The organism is Pseudoalteromonas sp. 11L1, assembly GCF_055397545.1.
Genome location: NZ_AP041141.1, coordinates 3,023,950 through 3,036,031, shown reverse-complemented (window position 1 = coordinate 3,036,031; position 12,082 = coordinate 3,023,950). Strand labels below are relative to the sequence as shown.

10 protein-coding genes and 1 tRNA gene are annotated in these 12,082 nt (G+C 40.4%); 7 read left to right on the top strand and 4 right to left on the bottom strand.

Annotated features, from left to right (window positions below; translation table 11 throughout):
- Positions 1 to 3: 3 nt before the first annotated feature.
- The 4 genes from ACZ5WS_RS14195 to ACZ5WS_RS14180 all read right to left on the bottom strand — a co-directional run bounded on the left by ACZ5WS_RS14195 (position 4) and on the right by ACZ5WS_RS14180 (position 4,433).
- A complete protein-coding gene (locus tag ACZ5WS_RS14195; protein ID WP_178955584.1) occupies positions 4 to 519 on the bottom strand; it encodes a hypothetical protein in 516 nt (171 codons plus the stop codon).
- The gene (locus ACZ5WS_RS14190) at positions 516 to 1,706 is read right to left on the bottom strand and encodes a peptidyl-prolyl cis-trans isomerase (protein ID WP_178955586.1); all 1,191 of its coding nucleotides are present in this window, start codon (positions 1,704 to 1,706) and stop codon (positions 516 to 518) included. The genes ACZ5WS_RS14195 and ACZ5WS_RS14190 overlap by 4 nt, the downstream gene beginning before the upstream one ends.
- Complete coding sequence (locus tag ACZ5WS_RS14185) at positions 1,706 to 2,719, bottom strand: phospholipase C/P1 nuclease family protein (RefSeq protein WP_138606217.1); 1,014 nt, start codon at positions 2,717 to 2,719, stop codon at positions 1,706 to 1,708. The genes ACZ5WS_RS14190 and ACZ5WS_RS14185 overlap by 1 nt, the downstream gene beginning before the upstream one ends.
- Positions 2,720 to 2,879: 160 nt before the next feature.
- Positions 2,880 to 4,433 (bottom strand): cryptochrome/photolyase family protein, encoded by a 1,554-nt coding sequence (locus ACZ5WS_RS14180; RefSeq protein WP_464709268.1) that lies wholly within the window; start codon positions 4,431 to 4,433, stop codon positions 2,880 to 2,882.
- Positions 4,434 to 4,924: 491 nt separating this feature from the next.
- Here ACZ5WS_RS14180 and ACZ5WS_RS14175 point away from each other — a divergent pair.
- The 7 genes from ACZ5WS_RS14175 to rpsO all read left to right on the top strand — a co-directional run bounded on the left by ACZ5WS_RS14175 (position 4,925) and on the right by rpsO (position 11,845).
- Positions 4,925 to 5,001: transfer RNA gene (locus ACZ5WS_RS14175), tRNA-Met, on the top strand.
- A gap of 279 nt (positions 5,002 to 5,280) precedes the next feature.
- The gene (rimP, locus tag ACZ5WS_RS14170; RefSeq protein ID WP_008114543.1) at positions 5,281 to 5,736 is read left to right on the top strand and encodes a ribosome maturation factor RimP; all 456 of its coding nucleotides are present in this window, start codon (positions 5,281 to 5,283) and stop codon (positions 5,734 to 5,736) included.
- Between the two features lie 38 nt (positions 5,737 to 5,774).
- The gene (nusA, locus tag ACZ5WS_RS14165) at positions 5,775 to 7,274 is read left to right on the top strand and encodes a transcription termination factor NusA (protein ID WP_010391392.1); all 1,500 of its coding nucleotides are present in this window, start codon (positions 5,775 to 5,777) and stop codon (positions 7,272 to 7,274) included.
- 25 nt (positions 7,275 to 7,299) lie between these two features.
- On the top strand, positions 7,300 to 9,957 hold the full coding sequence (gene infB / locus ACZ5WS_RS14160) for a translation initiation factor IF-2 (protein ID WP_054202155.1): 2,658 nt from the start codon (positions 7,300 to 7,302) through the stop codon (positions 9,955 to 9,957).
- A 157-nt stretch (positions 9,958 to 10,114) separates the two neighbouring features.
- Complete coding sequence (rbfA, locus tag ACZ5WS_RS14155) at positions 10,115 to 10,522, top strand: 30S ribosome-binding factor RbfA (RefSeq protein WP_008114546.1); 408 nt, start codon at positions 10,115 to 10,117, stop codon at positions 10,520 to 10,522.
- Complete coding sequence (gene truB / locus ACZ5WS_RS14150) at positions 10,522 to 11,466, top strand: tRNA pseudouridine(55) synthase TruB (RefSeq protein ID WP_464709263.1); 945 nt, start codon at positions 10,522 to 10,524, stop codon at positions 11,464 to 11,466. Before rbfA ends, truB begins: the two co-directional genes overlap by 1 nt.
- 109 nt (positions 11,467 to 11,575) lie before the next feature.
- A complete protein-coding gene (gene rpsO / locus ACZ5WS_RS14145; protein ID WP_006793376.1) occupies positions 11,576 to 11,845 on the top strand; it encodes a 30S ribosomal protein S15 in 270 nt (89 codons plus the stop codon).
- Positions 11,846 to 12,082 lie beyond the last annotated feature (237 nt).

Here is a 12,082-nt window from a genome sequence, read left to right as displayed (position 1 = left end):
TTGTTAGTCTTTTAAATCTATTTGCATTTGTTTTAAAGCGTTAATTTTATCTATTGCAACTTGTAGTTGTTCTTGTGAAAGCTTTTTTTGTCGGCCTTTAGCAAGTAAGTCTTCAAGCTTTAATATTTTGGCTTTTGCAGCAATAACAAAACGTTGTTCTAGCTGTTTTTGCTGTTCAAGATGGAAATCTTGATATGCCTGGTGATTATTTAAATCACCACTGTACTGAGCCACTGGCTGAGTATTTTTTACTATGTTAGGTAAATAGGCCACAGAGGTTATTGTTGGCAAGGGGGGAGGACTAGTGTTACTAATTGTAGCCGTTTTCAATTGCGTGCTTTCCAACTCTTGAGTCATGTCATCAGCTGTCAGCTCAAGGGACGTTGTTTGCTTGACACTTTTAGCTTGGTCAAGGCCATCAATATTCTCTATTGTTGGTTTGCTAGTATAATGAGTGAAAAGTGTGTAAATACCAACACAAGCTAAAGCAATGACAGAAACGAAATTTTTTTTACTCATAAAATTACTCCCGTCTTATTTTGCCACTTGAGCCAGTTATTTTCATACTGTTGTGCCGCTTTTTGTTTTGCGATGGCCTTTGTTGCTTGGTATCGAACGGTTTCATCTTCTGGCAAAAAGTAATCAAACTGATGCTCATAACTGTGTATCACCACCCATTCACCACTAGGTGTACGTATAACAGCGGAAATGGTGTTTTCTTTAGTTGTGAACGCAAGTTGTACAACCCAACTACTTTTGTTTTTGCGGTTTAATTCACTATTGTATTGAGCATATATATCTTGTTTTCCTGATATTACTAATGCTTGTTCAAGTGATTTGTTATCCGCCAACGTGCGAAAGTCTACAGCATTGGCTCGATTAGCAAATTGAGCTCCGTGGGCTTTTACCTGACTTAAAAATTTAAACTGCGATTTATTTGCTTGATAAAACGCTTTAATTTCGCTTTTGTTTACTTGTTGCTCTAGCTTTTCAAGAACAGGGCTCTGCATGTGCATCATTGTATTTATGCCTAGCCAGCTTTGAATGGAGGGTCGCAAAATATCTCCTTTAGCTATTTCATACAGATGTTCAATATCAATATTCTGTTTTGCCAAAATCGGTTTGGCTTTTGAAAACGCTATATTGAATTGCCGTTTTTTTATTAATTCACTTTTGAATAGTTCACTATCTCCTCTATGGAGTTTAAAACGTACCTGCATTGATAGTGTATCGATAAATTCATATAAATTAATAGAATTATACAAAATAGGGGTTAAATCGATCTGCTGCATTTTTTTAATCAAGCTTTGCACATATTGACCATTTTTAGGGTAGGGCCCTAATGTGTGTTTAAGCCAATGGCTATCATAAGTGTCAAGCTTTACCTGACTTGACTGTGCCTTTATAGCTAATTGCGAATCGAACAGATTTTTTAAGTAACGTTCAACATGGTATTGAGTACTAAAACCAACGGCAGATTGTCGTTTTATTATTGCAGGTGTTTTTAGCGCTGCTTGTTGTAACAAAAACTGATTCTCATACAGACGAGTTCTAACTTCATTGATTGTAATTTCAGGTTTGTGCTTTAAATAAGCACGATGCATAAAGTTAACTTCATCACTACTGTATTGTGTAAATGAGGCCATTACTAGGGAGTGGTAACACGCCCCTAGTAATGTAATCACTAAAATAGCCATTTTTTTCATTAGCGAGCAACCATGGCGTGGTTCAATAAGTGCACCACCATTGCTATTGCATGGGGCACTACTTGCTTAGCTATATTAAGGCGATCAAAATGATCTTTTGAATTGAGTACAATTCCACCCTGTGCATAAGAAAATGAACCGCCTTGAGTTAATAATGGGCGAACATCTTGGCTATTTTTATCTAAAGGCGAGAACGTTTGCATTGCTTGAGTAACGAGTGATAAATCGTTGAGCTGCTCTTGATCATAGTAATCTTTTACCCAACTTTCCCAGCTAGAGTGGTTAAGGTCTGATGTGGTCCATGTGTGGTGAGGTTGTAATAAATCAGTCGTATGAAATACAAACCCTAATACTTGAGGATTTCCGCTTTGTAAGTAACTTTGATACCAATATTGCCCTAAATTATCGATAGGTTGAAATGGCATTTCTTCAAAGTCATCGTACATAGAATAGGTTGAGTTGCTATCGATTCTGTAGTGAGATTCTGTTACACCATAACTGTTATATTTTGAAGAGTCGGCATTGAACCAACCTGTTTCTCCCCCTTTACCATCATCAAGGTAGTCACCTTTAAGCCAAGCAGATGCAAGATTATCAATAGTGCCCCAAACGGTGAGCTTCTCATAATTATAACCACCAAAATCGTTTCCATGTTGGTCTGCACCTTGGGTATGATTTTGAAAATGCCAATAGCTTGTATATTTAACTATACTTTGCGCTGCTCCCCATACAGGCGCTTGAACACACGAACCTGTAATGGCACCACAGAAAAAGGTGTCTTCAAAGTCATCTACATCATAAGCCGCTTGTCCTAGCAGCTCGGCTAATTCAGAGATTGTCAGATTGTTTTGTGCAGCGTACTGACGTAGGGCAGCATATTCGGTGCTGGCTGGGTGTTGCTGCATATAATTTACGGCATCAAGAACAATACGTTTGTGAGTTTCTTGACTAAAAGCTTGAGCTTGGCTTGTACCGAGTAATAAAAGTGTCGCTGCAATTAATTGTTTTTTCATTTTATTCTCATCATAGTTTGGAGTAAGAGGTGCTATTAAAAAATAAGCTCATTACACTGACATGACAAATAAATTAAACATTTAATTAACAATATTACCTGGTTTTGGTACTTTAATATTAACTATCAAGGATACTGCCACCAATTGAAGGCATTTATATTTACAGCTTTTCAATATTATTTAAATAGTTGCTAGCTTGCTCTAAGGTTGCTTGGCGTAATGATTCATCTTGTTTATCCCAATTACGATAAACCATGCCTATTCGTGGGTTTTTCTCAAGTCGCTCTCGGTGTTTGTGCATAAACTGCCAGTAGAGGCTGTTTAGCGGACACGCGTCTTTACCCACTTTTTCTTTTACTTTGTATTGGCAGCTTTTACAGTAGTCACTCATTTTATTTATATAGTTGCCGCTAGCCGCATAAGGCTTAGTGGCTATGATGCCATCGTCAGCAAACTGGCTCATCCCTCGGGCGTTAGGCATTTCTACCCATTCAATTGCATCGATATAAACACCTAAATACCATTCATCGACTTCATCAGGATTAATGGCGGTTAATAAACAAAAATTGCCTATTACCATTAAGCGCTGAATATGATGAGCATACGCGCTGTCTAAGCTTTGTGTTAATGAGTGGCTTAAGCAATTCATTTTTGTTTTACCATTCCAAAAATAACTCGGCAGTACACGAGTTGCATTAAGCTGGTTTTTGTTGGCGTAATCGGGCATGTTTTTCCAATACACGCCACGCACATATTCGCGCCAACCCAGAACTTGGCGAATAAAGCCTTCAACCTGAGAAATAGATATTTCATCTTGACGTTGTTGGTACTCTTTAACAACACGGTCGATAACATAGCGAGGGGGTAAAATTTTGGCATTTAACGCAAACGATAATCGGCTGTGATAAAAGGTATCTTTATCAGGACATTGATCTGTCATCGCATCTTGAAACTGACCAAATCGAGGTAGTAAATGCGCACAAAAATGATCAAGCGCACTTATTGCTTGCTTACGGGTTGTTGGCCAGCTTAACTGAGTTTCTATTTGTCCAAAATATCCTACGTTATGCGAATCTAAGCGCTCAATAATGGCACTCACGTCATTTTTAAATAATTTAGGGCCAGGAATATCGGCTAAATCACTTTTTGAAAACTTATTACGGTTATTGGCATCAAAGTTCCATTGCCCACCGGCAGGTTTGTCATCTTCCATTAAAATATCAAACTGCTTACGCATTGCCCGATAAAAATGCTCCATGGTGACGTGTTTATCTTTTTTAAAGCGTTTATCTATGTCGTTAAATGCTAATAAAAAATGCTCGCTGTCACAGGCATTCACGGTTAACTCGCTATTAGTCGCGAATTCGTGAAGTTGTGTTTTTAAACGGTACTCATCTGGGTATTGATATTCAATAGAGGTACATTCATGCTGCTTGGCTAAACGCGTTAAAAGAGCGGGTAAGTCATCATCGTCTTTGGTGTCATCTAGCGTGAGATGTAAAACATTGAAGCCAGCATCTTTTAATGCATTAGCGAAGTTTTCCATGGCTTTAAAAAAGGCTGATATTTTTTGTACATGGTGTTTTACATAGTGTGCTTCTTGTATAAGCTCAGCAATAACAAATACTGTGTCGTCTGATTTGTCTTTAAACCACGAATGAGCAGGATTGAGCTGATCACCTAAAATCAATCTTAGTGTGTTGTATTTTTTCATAATTAGCCAAAATTAACTTTTATACGTGATATTTTTAAAAGCGATCTATTTCTTAAAGTATGTTTAACCTGAACTCTGGTTAAGAGGTTTACTAACATATTAAATCAAAAATGATATTTATGTTTATTTTCTCTAGCCAGAGATTTTCAGTGAAAACAAGGCGAAATTACGCGTCAATAGCTAGCCTATTGCAAGTAAATTCAACGCAGTTAGCGCTGAAAATAGCTGCTTGAGATAGATTTATTATCCAAAGTTCAGGTTACCGATAATAGAGCACCGAATGCAATTTAATACAGCGGTTGATTGTAACGATTCAAATTTTATAGCAAACATAGTGTAGGTAAGGCGATAAACTAGGTTGCTTTTTTTATCAACTTATTAGTTATTATGGTTGCTAATTTAGCGGCACATCCTTATAATAGCGGCCATTGTTTAGTAGGTTATAAAATTTACTAACAGCGATATTAAGTTATTAACTTTTTATCTATTGGCGCGGGATGGAGCAGTCTGGTAGCTCGTCGGGCTCATAACCCGAAGGTCGTTGGTTCAAATCCGGCTCCCGCAACCAATCTTAATAGTAGGTTTAAACTTACTACTTTATATCGCGCATTCTAAGTAATGCGCGTTTTGCGTTTAAGCTAATGAAGTTTAATTTGGTCAGGGTACTGACTCGCAACCAAGCTTGGCCCTAGGCCACACAGTTTTGCGTTTTTTGGTGTGACGCCCCGCTTGGTTCGGGGCGTTGTTGTATCTGCACCGTTTGATTTAATGTTTATCGATTAAATCAAAATTTAAACTCAGTATTTTAGGGCTATAAGCCCTTTTTTTGTTTGTATGGAGGATTTTCGTGACAAAACTTGAACAAGATTTAGTAACCATGTTAACGCCTGCGGTAGAAATGCTAGGCTTTGAATTACATGGTCTTGAGTTTGTACAAGCGGGTCGCCATTCTACCTTAAGAGTATACATTGCTCACGAGGATGGAATTTCAGTTGACAACTGTGCAGATGCCAGTCGTCAAATTAGTGCGATTTTAGACGTCGAAGACCCGATTACAAACGAATATGATTTGGAAGTGTCGTCTCCTGGTGTTGATCGTCCATTATTCAAACAAGATCACTACGAGCAGGCGCAAGGAGAGGAAGTACGCGTGCGTACTAAGCTTCCACAAGACGGTCGCCGTAATTTTAAAGGCGACTTAATAGCAGTTAGCAGCGATATGATCACATTATCTAGCGATGGTGCAGAGCATTTAATCATGCTTAGTAACATTGAACGTGCGAACATAATCGCAAAGTTTTAATTCGAGTGCGAAGGAATAGGGCAAGCGAGGCATTACCCATGGCAAAAGAGATATTATTGGTTGCTGAAGCCGTTTCCAATGAGAAAGCGGTTCCAAAAGAAAAGATTTTTGAAGCTCTAGAGTTCGCATTAGCGACAGCGACAAAGAAAAAGCATGATGGTGAAATTGATGTACGTGTTGCAATTGACCGTAAAACTGGCGATTACGATACATTCCGTCGCTGGCAAATAGCTGAAGTATTAGAAGATGGTTCTTTAGAGAATCCATACAGCGAAATCACGTTAGAAGCTGCTCAAGTTGAAGAACCAGACTTGAAAATGGGCGACTACGTAGAAGAGCAGATTGAATCAATTAAATTTGACCGCATAACAACACAAATGGCTAAGCAAGTAATCGTACAAAAAGTACGTGAAGCAGAGCGTGCCTTAGTGGTTGAAGCGTACAAAGATCAGCAAGGCGAGCTAGTAACGGGTGTTGTTAAAAAAGCAACGCGTGATGCAATCGTACTTGATTTAGGTAATAACGCAGAAGCGGTTATTTACCGTGACGACATGCTGCCACGTGAAAACTTCCGCCCAGGCGATCGTATTCGTGGTCTTCTATATGAAGTTAAACCAGAAGCACGTGGTGCACAGTTATTTGTAACCCGTTCTAAACCAGAAATGCTGATGGAATTATTCCGCATTGAGGTGCCAGAAATTGGCGAAGAGATGATTGAATTACGTGCCGCAGCTCGTGATCCAGGTTCACGCGCTAAAATCGCAGTTAAGTCTAATGATAAGCGTATAGACCCTGTAGGTGCGTGTGTTGGTATGCGTGGCGCACGTGTTCAAGCGGTATCGTCAGAACTTGGCGGTGAGCGTGTTGATATCGTACTTTACGATGACAACCCAGCACAGTTTGTTATTAACGCAATGGCACCAGCAGAAGTGGCTTCAATCGTAATGGATGAAGACACTCACTCAATGGATATTGCTGTTGAAGCTGATAACTTAGCACAAGCTATTGGTCGTAATGGTCAAAACGTACGTTTAGCAAGCCAGTTAACTGGCTGGGAATTAAACGTAATGACCGTTGATGAAATGCGCGCTAAGAACGAAGCTGAGTCAGATAAGTTAATTAACTTATTTACTGAAAACTTAGATATTGATGACGAGTTTGCGTCATTACTTATCAACGAAGGTTTCTCAACACTTGAAGAAGTTGCGTATGTACCTGCTTCTGAGTTTTTAGAAATCGACGGCTTAGATGAAGAAACAGTGGACGTATTACGTTCACGTGCAAAAGATGCATTAACAACGAAAGCCCTTAAAACGGAAGAAAGCTTAGAAGGCGCTGAGCCTGCTGAAGACTTACTTGCGCTTGAAGGCTTAGAGCGTCATTTAGCATTTGTTATGGCAAGTAAGGGTGTAGTAACACTTGAAGACTTAGCTGAGCAAGGCATTGATGAGCTTGTAGATATTACAGAGCTATCTGCAGAAAAAGCGGGCGAGCTAATTATGGCTGCACGTAATATTTGTTGGTTTGCAGACGAGTAATTTATTAACGGAGGTATTAGAGACTATGGCAGAAGTAAATGTTGAAAAACTAGCCGGTGATATAGGTACAACTGTTGATAAATTGCTACAGCAGTTTTCACAAGCCGGTATTACTAAACAAGCAGGCGATAATGTAACAGAAGCTGAAAAAGCAACGTTACTTGATCACCTAAGCAAGCAACATGGCGGTACTGGATCTGAAGGTCCAGCGCGTATGACATTGCAACGTAAGAGCAAAAGCACATTAAGTGTGACTGGCTCTACGGGTAAAGCAAAGGCTGTGCAAGTTGAAGTTCGCAAAACCCGCACTTACGTGAAAAAAAGTGCTGTTGAGCAAGAGCAAGAACAGCAACGTCTAGCCGCTGAAGAAAAAGCGCGTCTTGAAGAGCAACAAAAAGCTGAACAAGAAGCCGCAGAATTGAAAGCGAAACAAGAGGCAGAACGTAAAGCGAAAGAAGACGCTGATCGTAAAGCCAAAGAAGAAGCTAAACGCAAAGCAGATGCTGAGCGTAAAGCGAAACAACAGCAGATGACCCCTGAGCAAAGTGCTAAGTCTGAGAAAGATCGCATCGAAGCTGAGCGTCTGCAAAAAGAAGCAGAAGAGGCCGCATTGAAGAAAGCTGAAGAAGAAGCGAAACGTCAAGCAGAAGAGGCAAGAAAGCTAGCTGAAGAGAATTCAGCACGCTGGAAGAAAGAAGAAGAAGAACGTAAGAAACGCGAAGAAACCGCGGATCACCACCTTACGACTTCAACTTACGCACGTGAAGCAGAAGATGTAGCAGATGCTCGCGAAGAGCAAGGCTCACGCCGTGCGAAGAAAAAGAAAAAAGCGCCAGCAAAAGATAAATTTGCAGCGTCTAAAGGTAAAAAAGGTAAACTAAAAGCGCCAGCGTCATTACAGCACGGTTTCCAAAAACCAACGGCTGATGTTAAAAACGAAGTGCGTATTAGTGAAACAATTACAGTTGCTGAGCTTGCGTCACGCATGGCTGTTAAAGGCGCTGAAGTTGTAAAAACAATGATGAAAATGGGTGACATGGTTACGATTAACCAAGTTATTGACCAAGAAACTGCGCAACTTGTTGCAGAAGAAATGGGCCATAAGGTTATCATCGTTAAAGAAAACGAATTAGAGCAAACAGTACTTAACGACCGCCATGAAGATGGTAAGTCTGAGCCTCGTGCTCCAGTAGTAACTGTTATGGGTCACGTTGACCACGGTAAAACGTCAACGCTTGATTACATTCGTTCAGCTAAAGTTGCTTCAGGCGAAGCCGGTGGTATTACGCAGCACATTGGTGCATACCACGTTGAAACTAACGGCAACATGATCACTTTCCTAGATACTCCGGGTCACGCCGCATTTACATCTATGCGTGCTCGTGGTGCAAAAGCGACTGATATCGTAATCCTAGTAGTTGCAGCCGATGATGGTGTAATGCCACAAACTAAAGAAGCGGTACAGCATGCTCGCGCAGCTGGCGTTCCTTTAATCATTGCTGTTAACAAAATGGATAAAGAAGGCGCAGATCCAGACCGTGTTAAAAACGAGCTAGCTCAGCTAGACGTTATCCCAGAAGATTGGGGCGGTGATACGCAATACGTTCACATCTCAGCTAAAACAGGTCTTGGTATTGATGACCTTTTAGAAGCAGTATTAATGCAATCTGAGCTGTTAGAACTAAATGCACCTAGCGAAGGTATGGCTGCAGGTGTTGTTATTGAATCACGTCTTGATAAAGGCCGTGGTCCAGTAGCGTCTATCCTTGTTCAATCAGGTACGCTTAACCAAGGTGACATTGTATTATGTGGTCTTGAGTATGGCCGTGTTCGTGCAATGCGCGATGAAAACGGTAAAGACATTAAATCTGCGGGTCCTTCTATCCCTGTTGAGATTTTAGGTCTTTCTGGTATTCCAGCTGCAGGTGATGAAGCGACAGTAGTTAAAGACGAGCGTAAAGCACGTGAAGTTGCACTTTACCGTCAAGGTAAATTCCGCGATGTTAAATTAGCGCGTCAGCAAAAAGCGAAGCTTGAAAACATGTTTACTAACATGACTGAAGGCGACGTGTCTGAAGTTAACGTGGTACTTAAAGCAGACGTTCAAGGTTCAATTGAAGCAATTTCAGACTCACTAACTAAACTTTCTACTGATGAAGTAAAAGTGAAGATTGTTGGTTCTGGTGTTGGTGGTATCACTGAAACAGATGCAACTCTTGCTGCAGCGTCTAACGCAATCGTAGTTGGCTTTAACGTTCGTGCCGATGCATCAGCGCGTAAAGTGATTGACTCTGAAAACTTAGACCTTCGTTACTACAGCGTAATTTACGCACTTATCGAAGAAGTTAAGCAAGCCATGTCTGGTATGCTTGCTCCTGAGTTTAAACAAGAGATCATTGGTCTTGCTGAAGTACGTGATGTATTTAAGTCTCCAAAAATTGGCGCAATTGCTGGTTGTATGGTTACTGAAGGTACTATCAAGCGTAGCGCACCAATTCGTGTACTTCGTGATAACGTGGTTATTTACGAAGGCGAACTTGAGTCATTACGTCGCTTTAAAGATGACGTACAGGACGTTCGTAACGGCATGGAATGTGGTATCGGCGTTAAGAACTACAATGACGTTCGCGTTGGTGACCAAATCGAAGTATTTGAAACAGTTGAAGTACAACGTAGTCTTTAATTGTTATTAGGTGGTGTTGGACATTCAAGGTCGTACCTCGATAGCCCAACATACCCTATGCTAAGATTTTAAATGGGGGCTCAGCCCCCATTTGTGTATCCATTATTTAGTTAACTTATTATTGTTTTTCAATAAGTTATAATTTTAGGAAAGTGAAATGAGAGAATTTTCTCGCACTGATCGTGTTGCTCAGCAAATTCAAAAAGAAATTGCTGTGATTCTACAACGCGAAATTAAAGATCCGCGCTTAGGCATGGTGACAGTGTCTGCGGTAGAAGTATCACGCGATTTATCTTATGCCAAAGTTTTTATCACGGTGTTTAACACTGAAGACGAAAATGCAGCAAAACAAAGTGCAAAAGTACTGAACGAAGCAACGGGCTATATCCGTTCGTTACTAGGTAAACGTATTCGCGCACGTATTATGCCAGAGCTTAAATTTGTGGTTGATAACTCATTAATGGAAGGGATGCGCATCTCTAACTTAGTGGACTCTATCATTCGTGAAGATAATGCTAAGCATGTTGATGATGAAAATGACAGCGAAGAAGGCACTAAAGACTAATGGCAAGACGCAGTAAAGGCCGTCCAGTTGATGGTATTTTGTTGTTAAACAAACCAGAAGGCATTTCATCAAACAAGGCATTACAGCAGGCTAAAGGTATTTATTTTGCGCAAAAAGCGGGGCACACAGGTGCGCTTGATCCGCTTGCGACCGGCATGCTGCCAATTTGTTTTGGTGAAGCGACTAAGTTTACCCAGTTTTTACTCGATACAGATAAAACCTATGTTGTTCGAGCTAAGCTAGGTGAACGTACTACCACATCAGACTCTGATGGCGAAGTGGTCGAAACTCGCGATGTGAATGTTACTTTCCAATTACTAAGCGAAGAGATTGCTAAGTTTTTAGGTGAGTCAGACCAATACCCATCAATGTATTCAGCGCTTAAATATGAAGGTAAACCTTTATATAAATATGCGCGTGAAGGCATAGAAGTTCCTCGCAAATGTCGAAAAATTAACGTATTTAGCTTAACGCTTGATGAGTTTGATGAGCAAGCCAACGAAATACAAATGACTGCCCATGTATCTAAAGGCACATATATTCGTACTATCGTTGATGACTTAGGTGAAAACTTAGGCTGTGGCGCGCATGTGATTATGCTGCATCGTAGTGCTGTAGGGCATTACCCTGCAGATAAAATGGTCACACTTGAGCAGTTAGAAACGTTATTAAATCAAACGAAAGAACAAGACGTTGCGCCTTCCACTTACCTTGACGAACTATTATTGCCAATGGATACCGCGTTAGTTGATTTACCCGTTGTGGAAATTACTAAAGAGCAGGGAATGGCATTTAGCCATGGTCAAGCTGTGGTGTTGGGTAAAGCCCTGCCTGAAGGTGCAATAAAGGTACTGGCTGACGGAATATTTATTGGTACGGGCGAACGTAATCCTGATGGCCATTTAAAATCAAAGCGCGGCTTGTCTAATCAACAACCAGAGTAAAGTTTAACTTGTAGTTATGCTGATAATTGGTAGAATACGCCCGCTTAATCGTTTTGGCTGAATTAGTGATCGGCTAAAGCACCTATTAAATTTAACTTTTGGAGTTATTATGTCACTAAGCAATCAAGAAAAAATCGATATCATTGCTAAATTCGCACGCGCTGAAGGCGACACTGGTTCACCTGAAGTACAAGTAGCATTACTTACTTTTGATATCAACAAGCTTCAAGGTCACTTTGCTGATCACAAGCATGACTTCCACTCACGTCGTGGTCTGCTTCGTAAAGTAAGCACTCGCCGTAAACTGCTTGATTACCTTAAAGGTAAAGATATCTCGCGTTACACTGCGTTAATCAAAGAGCTTGGCCTACGTCGCTAAGAACTTGATTATCAAAAGGGGAGCTTTTTAGCTCCTTTTTTTGTGTCTAAATTTCCCCATACCCACTATCCACATCGATTAATCTCCTTGAAATATCAGCTAAAAGCCACATTGTAAGTAACAGCAAAGTACATAATTTAGCAACGCGTTTATCTCTGGACTAGGCTCGCAATTTTACCTGACTTTGTTATATACTATGGCGCGTAGATAAAAAGGTTTATTTACGGTTATTTACAT

Bases quoted from the DNA above. Each gene is read 5' to 3' on its own strand.
- rbfA (WP_008114546.1), top strand. From the start codon at position 10,115: ATGAGAGAATTTTCTCGCACTGATCGTGTTGCTCAGCAAATTCAAAAA.
- ACZ5WS_RS14190 (WP_178955586.1), bottom strand. From the start codon at position 1,706: ATGAAAAAAATGGCTATTTTAGTGATTACATTACTAGGGGCGTGTTAC.
- ACZ5WS_RS14185 (WP_138606217.1), bottom strand. From the start codon at position 2,719: ATGAAAAAACAATTAATTGCAGCGACACTTTTATTACTCGGTACAAGC.
- rpsO (WP_006793376.1), top strand. From the start codon at position 11,576: ATGTCACTAAGCAATCAAGAAAAAATCGATATCATTGCTAAATTCGCA.
- infB (WP_054202155.1), top strand. From the start codon at position 7,300: ATGGCAGAAGTAAATGTTGAAAAACTAGCCGGTGATATAGGTACAACT.
- ACZ5WS_RS14180 (WP_464709268.1), bottom strand. From the start codon at position 4,433: ATGAAAAAATACAACACACTAAGATTGATTTTAGGTGATCAGCTCAAT.
- nusA (WP_010391392.1), top strand. From the start codon at position 5,775: ATGGCAAAAGAGATATTATTGGTTGCTGAAGCCGTTTCCAATGAGAAA.
- truB (WP_464709263.1), top strand. From the start codon at position 10,522: ATGGCAAGACGCAGTAAAGGCCGTCCAGTTGATGGTATTTTGTTGTTA.
- ACZ5WS_RS14195 (WP_178955584.1), bottom strand. From the start codon at position 519: ATGAGTAAAAAAAATTTCGTTTCTGTCATTGCTTTAGCTTGTGTTGGT.